Raw genomic sequence first — 7325 nt, forward strand, 5'->3', positions numbered from 1 at the left:
CTGGACGATCGGAATCGGTCAGGGATGTCACTCGATCAGGCGGTCGCCAGCAGCTGGTCCACCGGGGCGTAGTCGTCGGTCAGCACCAGCGCCGAGCCGACGAAGTCCGTGAGGTCCGTACCGGAGAGCAGACTGACCTTGGGGTCGGTCTCGCCCAGCCTGCTGCGGACGGCGTCCAGCGGGAGCGGAGCGTCGGAGGCGACGATCAGGAAGTTGGCGCCCTGCTCCTCGGCGAGCGCCTCCGGTGGGGCGATCAGCGCGACGTGCGTGAACTCGGCGCCCACCGTGGCCAGCTCGGCGCGGATGAACCGCAGCGGCGGATAGTCGATGACGTTCTGCACGTACACCCCGCCCGGGCGGGTCACCCGGCGGATCTCGGCGGCCATCTCCCGGGTGGCCAGGTGCCACGGCACCACGAGGTGCCCGAACGCGTCACCGACCACCAGGTCACGGCTGTCCGTCGGCTCGCCGGCGACGAGCATCCGGGCGTCACCCACGACCGCCCGCAGGTCCGGTCCTGTGCGTACGCCCAACTCCCGCTCACCCAGCTCGACCAGCCCGCCGTCGATCTCGAAGACGACGTTGTCGGTGCCCGGCCGGGTGGCGGTCAGGTACCGCGGCACGGTGAAACCGCCACCGCCCAGGTGCAGGGCGTCCAACCGCTGCCCGGCCGGCGCGGCCACGTCGGCGACCGCGCCGATCCACTTGGTGTACGCGTACTCCAGGTGTTTCGGGTCGGCCAGGTCCACGTACGAGTGCTGGGCGGAGTTGAGCAGCAGCGTCCGTCCGCTGGGCCGGCCGGGGTCCGTCGTCACCCGGGCACAGTGGTACGCCGTCTCGATGTCGCAGGGGTTCGGGGCGACGGTGGTGAGTCCCGCGCCGATCAGGCCGAGCACGGCCAGCGCGGCCCGGGTGCGGGCCGGACCGGGCAGCTCGGTGGGCGCCTGCCGGCGCAGATACCACCCCAGGGCGATGCCGGCCAGCCCGAGGGACACCGCCAACGCCAACAGGATCACAGTGCTGGGCAGAGCGGCGACCAGCACGAACCCGGTGAGCAGGGTGGCGGTGATGCCGCCCAGGGTGCCGATGCCGGACAGCCGGCCGACGACCTGACCGGTGCGGCGCAGGTCGGCGAGTTGGAGCTTCACGACCAGCGGGGTGACAGCGGCGAGCAGCGCGGCCGGCACGAACACGGCCAACGCGACGAGCAGCAGGATGGCGCTGGCCGCGCCGCCGCGCAGCACCTCACCGGTGTACCGGACGACGGGCAGGGTGATCGCGGTGGCGATGCCGGCCAGCACCAGCGCCGGCGCCAGCAGGCCGCGCGGATCGCGTCGGTCGGCGAGCCAGCCGCCGGACCACGCGCCGTACGCGATGGCGGCGAGCGCGACGCCGATCACCGAGCTGGTCACCTGGAGGGTCACCCCGACGTACGGGCCGACCAGGCGCAGAGCGACGGTCTCCAGCACCAGCACGGCGCCGCTGGAGAAGAAGACCAGGAACGCGGCCAGGCCGTTGGGCAGCGCCCGGCCGGTGACCGGCACGGGCGCGGCTGAGGCCTGCGGGGCCGCTACGTCGGACGGTGGGGAGCTCATCGTCGCGATGGTACGCAGCGAAGTTGGTGCTGCGGGTCAGTACATCGAGAGATGAACATGGTTCGTGTGATCTGCGGCCGGGCTGCCGCTACCGCTGTACGCGCGCCAACCCGTGCCGGGGTGCCAGATCTGCCGGTACCAGATCACGTAGAGCACGCCCAGCCGGTCGGCGTTACGGACGTGCCAGGCGGCCAGGCTGTCCCCGTACGCCTTGTCCCCGCCGGTCGCCGACCGGTCCTCGAAGCCGTTGGTGGCGGCCGCGAAGTCGCAGGCCCGACCCTTCGGGTGCTCGCCGCCACCGCCGCTGCGGTGGCAGGAGACGTGCCGCTTGTAGCCGGCCGCCTGGGTCTGCTTGAGCGCGTTGAGGGTGCGCGGGGTAATGCATCCGGAGGTGGTCGGGTCGTTCACGGAGCAGGACTCCGACGGCCAGGACCCGTCGGAGTTGCGCGGCGCCGGCTTCGCCGAGGCGGAGCTGCCGCCGCTGAAGCCGTTGCTGCCGCCCGAGCTGACCTCGGCGAGCGCCGCCTCGGCCTCCTTCTTCTTCTTCGCCATCACGGCGAGCTGCTTCTGCTGCTCACGCACCTCGGCGTCGATGGCGAGCTTGGCCTGCTGGGCCTCCTGCTGGGCGTTGACGAGATCGCGCAGCCGCTTGCTGTCCCGTTGGGCCATCAGGTCGAGGTCGCTCACGCGTTCCAGGAACGCCTGCGGCGTGCTGGTGTTGAGCAGCATGGTCGCCGGGGTGAGCCGGCCGACCCGGTACGACTGCGCGGCCACCTCGCCGACCTGGGCGGCGAGCCCGACCAACCGGCCTTCGACGGACTTCAGCTCGCCGGTCAGCGCCGTCTGCCGGCGCTTGGAGTTGTCCAGTTTGGCCTTGGCCTCGATGTGGCCCTTGGCGGTCAGCTCCAACGCGTCCCGCAGCTTCTTGGTGCCACCCTCGTCGGGCTCCGCGTACGCGGGGACGGCACCGCCGACGAGCACCAGCGTGACGGCGGCGAGCACGGCGAGCAGTGTGCGGCGTACGCGCCGCTGGCTGAGCCTGGTCCTGGGCACGAAAGCGTCCTTCCGTCGACCGCCGGCCCCCGGTGAAACCCACTACGCGGCGGCGTCCCCGCCGGCGCCGGTCGGCGGCCTGCTGGCGGAGACCGCCGGTCACGATACCGGAACGCCCGCTGGTGACCAGTCCCCTGACCCTCGGACAGGCCTGATGTCGACGCAGTGTCCCGACACTGTCGCGCAGCGCGCGGATCAGGAGCTGAGGAGAGCCTCGTGCACCTCGGCCCAGACCTGCTCGTTGGCCGCGACGAGCAGACCGCGGCCCTCATCGGCGGGGTGGTAGTCGACGCCGTCGAACCGGCGGGCCACCCCACCCGCGGCGCGCACGAGCAGCACCCCCGGAGCGTGGTCCCAGGGCAGGGTGCGCCAGAAGAGGGTGAACTGCTGCTCACCGGTGAGGATGTCCAGGTACTCCCGGCCCGCGCAGTGCTGGCCGGGCAGCAGCTCGCCAAGTCGCCGGCCGCCGGCCCGGACCCGGACCCGGGCCTCCGGCGGCAGGAACTTGGTCATCGCCGCGCCGCGCAGCTCACCCAGCGACGGCACCTGGCCCGCGTGGTCCACCGGCTCGCCGTTGAGCAGGGCGCCTTCGTCGGCCCAGCCCGAGGCCAGCGTCTCGGCCAGCGGGTCGAGGATCCAGCCGGCGGTCGGCCGCCCGTCGGTCAACAGCGCCACCATCAGGGCGAACGGCCGTCGGCCGGCGGCGAAGTTGGCGGTGCCGTCGACCGGGTCGACAAGCCACACGTCCCCGCCGTCGCGCAGGTGCCGCAGCAGCTCGGGATCGTCGGCGACGCCCTCCTCGCCCACCACCATCGAGCCGGGGCGCAGGTGCCGCAGCCGCGCGGAGATCAGCTCCTCGGCCCGGCGGTCGGCGACGGTGACGACCTCACCCGGCGCCTTCTCCGACACGTCGGCGTCGTCGAGTTTGCGGAACAGCGGCAGCACGACCTGGTCGGCGGCCTCCCGGAGCAGGTCACCGACGTCGTCGAGCAGGGTGTCAGCCACGCGGCGGCAACTTGACCACGCTGACGAAGAACTCGTCGATCTGGCGGACCACCGAGATGAAACGCTCGAAGTCCACCGGCTTGGTCACGTAGGCGTTGGCGTGCAGCTGGTAGCTGCGCAGGATGTCCTCGTCGGCCTGGGAGGTGGTGAGCACCACGACGGGGATGCGGCGCAGCCCCTCGTCCTTCTTGATCTCTTCGAGCACCTCCCGGCCGTCGCGGCGTGGCAGGTTGAGGTCGAGCAGGATCAGGTCGGGCGTCACCGCGTCGGCGTACTGGCCCTCCTGCCGCAGGTAGGCGAGCGCCTCGGCGCCATCGGAGACGACGGTCAGCCGGTTGCGGAGCTTGTGCTCCTCGAACGCCTCCTGGGTCATCAACACGTCACCCGGATCGTCCTCCACGAGCAGGACCTCGATCGGGCTCTTGCCGTCCGCTGGCGCGGTCATCCCACCGTCTCCCTCATGTCACCCGTTCTACCGCTTTCCGGTGCTCCGTCGGCCCGGTCCGGCCGGTCCGGGTCGGCGGACTGCTCCGGCGACCCGGCCGGCGCCTCGGCCGGGGTCGCCGCGTCGTCCGGCGCGGAGGGCTCCGACTGCTCCGGCGCGTCGGCGGCGGCGGCAGCCGCCTCGACGTCCTCGGGGAGCGCCGGCAGGGTGAACCGGATCGCGGTGCCCTCCGGGACGTCGGTGTCCACCCAGACCCGGCCACCGTGGTATTCCACGATCTTCTTGACGATGGCCAGCCCGATGCCGGTGCCCGGGTAAGCGTCCTTCGAGTGCAGTCGCTGGAAGATCACGAAGATCTTGTCGGCGAACTCGGGCTCGATACCGATGCCGTTGTCCTGGCAGGTGATCTCCCACTCGGCGCCGACCAGCCGCGCCGAGACGTGCACCTTCGGCGGCACGTCCGGGCGACGGAACTTGATCGAGTTGCTGACCAGGTTGGCCAGCAGGTTGGTGAGCAGCGGCTCCTCGCCGCGGATCACCGGCATCTCGGTCCAGGTCAGCTCCGCGTCGGCGTACTGCCGGGCGGCCTCGGTCTGGCCGGCCACGTCACTCAGCACCTTGTTCAGGTCGACCTCGGTGAACCCGGTGGTGAGCCGGCCGATGCGGGAGAACGCGAGCAGGTCGTTGATCAGGCGCTGCATCCGCTGCGCGCCGTCGACCGCGAACGCGATGTACTGGTCGGCCCGCTCGTCGAGCTGCCCGGCGTAGCGGCGCTGGAGCAGCTGGCAGAAGCTGGCCACCTTGCGCAGCGGCTCCTGGAGGTCGTGCGAGGCCACGTACGCGAACTGCTCCAGGTCACGGTTTGACCGGGTCAACTCCTCGGCCTGCTTCTGGAGCTGGCTGTTGACCCACTCGATGCGTTCCCGGGCCTCGCGCACCTCGGCCAGGTCGGAGGCGATCTTCTGGCGCATCGCGTCCACGTCGTCGCCGAGCCGGATGAACTCCGGCGGGCCGAGGGTGGCGATGCGGTGCTGGTAGTCGCCCTCGGCGACCTCGCGGACCTGACCGGCCAGGCCGGTCAGGGGCCGGATCACCATCCGGTCCAGCGAGATCAGCAGCACCGCGCCGGCCACGACCACCACCAGCGCCGCGACGATCAACAGGACGACCAGCACGTTGCTGCTGTTGCGGACGTCGTCGGCGGACTGCTGTCGGGCGGCCAGGATCTCCTCCTGGAGCTGGGACACCGATGCGCGGACCTCGTCGAACTGCTGCCGGGCCTGGTCGGTGACCAACGCCTGGCCGGCTCGGGTGCCACTGCGCTCGGTCGTGGTGATCACCGGCTCCGCCACCGACCGCCGCCACTGTTCGACGCGTTCCTGGACGGTCCGCAGCTCCCGACCGATCTGCGGATAGTCCCCGATCAGCGTCCCCATCGAGGCGATGACGGCCTTCTCCTGGTCCAGACCCTCCCGGTAGGGACCCAGGTCGGCCGGCTTACCGCTGACCGCGTACCCGCGGACCGCCGTCTCCTGGTCGAGCAGCGCGTTGAGCAGTTCCTGCGACTGCACCCGCAGCGGACCGGTCTGGTTGAGGACGGCGTCGATCTGCGTGCGGTTGCGGGCGGCCATCGCCGCCTCCGCGGTGGCCAGACCGATCAGCAGCACACCCACGACGGTGAGCAGGGTGATGACCCGGCGGCGCAGACTCCAGCCGCCGCTCACCGGCGTCACCGGCCACCACCCCGGCTGACCAGCAGCATGGCGACGTCGTCGGCGAGCGGGCCGCCGTTGATCTGCTCGGCCCGGCCGACCAGCCAGGCCGGCAGATCGGGCAGCGACACCTCGCGATTGGCCGGTTCGTCGAGCAGCCCGCTCAGACCCAACACGTCGAGGCGTTCGTTGCCCGCGCCCACCCGCCCCTCGATGAGGCCGTCGGTGTACATCAGCAGGGACCAGTCATCGGTGTCGAACTCCAGGTCGTAGGCGATCGGCCGGCGGGGGCGTACGCCCAGCAGCAGGCCGCCGGGCGCGGGCACCGGGACGACCCGGCCGCCGGAGAGCAGCAGCGGCGGCGGGTGCCCGGCGAGTCGGACGGTGGCCCGGTTGGCGTCCAGGTCCAGTCGGGTGGTGGCCACCGTCGCGAAGATCTCCTGGAGTCGGCGCTCGCTCATCAGCACCTGCTCCAGCGCGGGCAGCACCTCGTCGTCCGGCACCCCGGCGAGCACTAGCGCCCGCCAGGCCACCCGCAGCTCGACGCCGAGGGCCGCCTCGTCCACCCCGTGTCCGCAGACGTCCCCGACGATCAGGTAGAGGCGGTCCGGACGGGTCTGGACCACGTCGAAGAAGTCCCCGCCGATCAGCGCCGCGTGCCGGCCCGGCCGGTAGAAGGTGTGCACCGCCACCTCGTCGGTCGTCATCAGCGGCTGGGGCAGCAGGCCGCGTTCGAGGCGGGCCGACTCGGCCTGGCGCAGCTCGACCTCACGCAGCCGGCGGGCGTTCTCGTCGGCCCGCTTGCGTTCCACCGCGTAGCGCAGCGCCCGGGTCAGCAGCACCCCGTCCACCTGGCCCTTGACCAGGTAGTCCTGTGCGCCCTCGGCGACGGCCACGATGCCCAGGTGCTCGTCCGAGCGGCCGGTCAGCACGCACACCGCCGCACCGCTGGACATCTCCAGCACCTGGCGCAGCCCGTCCAGCCCCTGCGCGTCGGGCAGGCCCAGGTCGAGCAGGACGCAGTCGACGCCGGTGATCCGCTGCCGCGCCTGGCTGAGGCTGGTGGCGACCAGCAGCTCGATCATCGAGTTGGTCTCGGCGAGCAGTTCACCGACCAGGAAGGCGTCGCCCTCGTCGTCCTCCACCAGCAGCACCCGCAACCGCTCGCCCGGCGGCAGGTTGGCGTGACGCGCCAGGCCGCCGTGCGGATAGGGCACGACAGGGGAACCGGCCAGGCCGGGTCCCCGGTGCGGCCGGGTCACCGCCGCGAGACGCGAGAGTTCGCTGGTGATGTCGGGCTCCTTCCGAGTGCCCTGCTGATCCTGTATTAGACAACGGTCGCACACAACACGGCGGCCGCTGGGCGGCGGGGATGGGCCGCGTCACTGCCCCCTGGTGGCCGTCCGGGCGGATCGGTGGCCGACCGGCCATCCCGTCCGGGGCCGCTGGACGGCAGGATAGTGCCACCCCAGGCCCCACCACCTTCGAGGAGTTCCCGTGGGCGCACCCCCCACC

Annotated in this window: 6 protein-coding genes; all 6 read right to left on the bottom strand. The window is 72.0% G+C overall.

Annotated elements, in window-relative coordinates; translation table 11 throughout:
* Nucleotides 1-35: 35 nt before the first annotated feature.
* Nucleotides 36-1595, bottom strand: a complete 1560-nt coding sequence (locus FHG89_RS22445; RefSeq protein WP_139586392.1) for a fused MFS/spermidine synthase — start codon at nt 1593-1595, stop codon at nt 36-38.
* A gap of 36 nt (nt 1596-1631) precedes the next feature.
* Nucleotides 1632-2606, bottom strand: coding sequence for a coiled-coil domain-containing protein (locus FHG89_RS22450; protein ID WP_425280204.1), 975 nt, complete (start codon nt 2604-2606; stop codon nt 1632-1634).
* 237 nt (nt 2607-2843) lie between these two features.
* Nucleotides 2844-3653, bottom strand: a complete 810-nt coding sequence (locus FHG89_RS22455) for an inositol monophosphatase family protein (RefSeq protein WP_139586394.1) — start codon at nt 3651-3653, stop codon at nt 2844-2846.
* Complete coding sequence (locus tag FHG89_RS22460) at nt 3646-4098, bottom strand: response regulator (RefSeq protein WP_139586395.1); 453 nt, start codon at nt 4096-4098, stop codon at nt 3646-3648. The genes FHG89_RS22455 and FHG89_RS22460 overlap by 8 nt, the downstream gene beginning before the upstream one ends.
* Nucleotides 4095-5831 carry a sensor histidine kinase gene (locus tag FHG89_RS22465; RefSeq protein WP_139586396.1) on the bottom strand — a complete coding sequence of 579 codons (1737 nt, stop codon included), beginning with the start codon at nt 5829-5831 and terminating at the stop codon, nt 4095-4097. The genes FHG89_RS22460 and FHG89_RS22465 overlap by 4 nt, the downstream gene beginning before the upstream one ends.
* On the bottom strand, nt 5828-7027 hold the full coding sequence (locus FHG89_RS22470; RefSeq protein ID WP_139586397.1) for a PP2C family protein-serine/threonine phosphatase: 1200 nt from the start codon (nt 7025-7027) through the stop codon (nt 5828-5830). The genes FHG89_RS22465 and FHG89_RS22470 overlap by 4 nt, the downstream gene beginning before the upstream one ends.
* Between the last annotated feature and the right edge of the window lie 298 nt (nt 7028-7325).

It is taken from the genome of Micromonospora orduensis (assembly GCF_006228125.1).
Lineage (GTDB): Bacteria > Actinomycetota > Actinomycetes > Mycobacteriales > Micromonosporaceae > Micromonospora > Micromonospora orduensis.

Excerpts from the sequence above, each read along its gene's own strand:
- FHG89_RS22445 (WP_139586392.1), bottom strand. The coding sequence starts at position 1,595 with ATGAGCTCCCCACCGTCCGACGTAGCGGCCCCGCAGGCCTCAGCCGCG.
- FHG89_RS22460 (WP_139586395.1), bottom strand. The coding sequence starts at position 4,098 with ATGACCGCGCCAGCGGACGGCAAGAGCCCGATCGAGGTCCTGCTCGTG.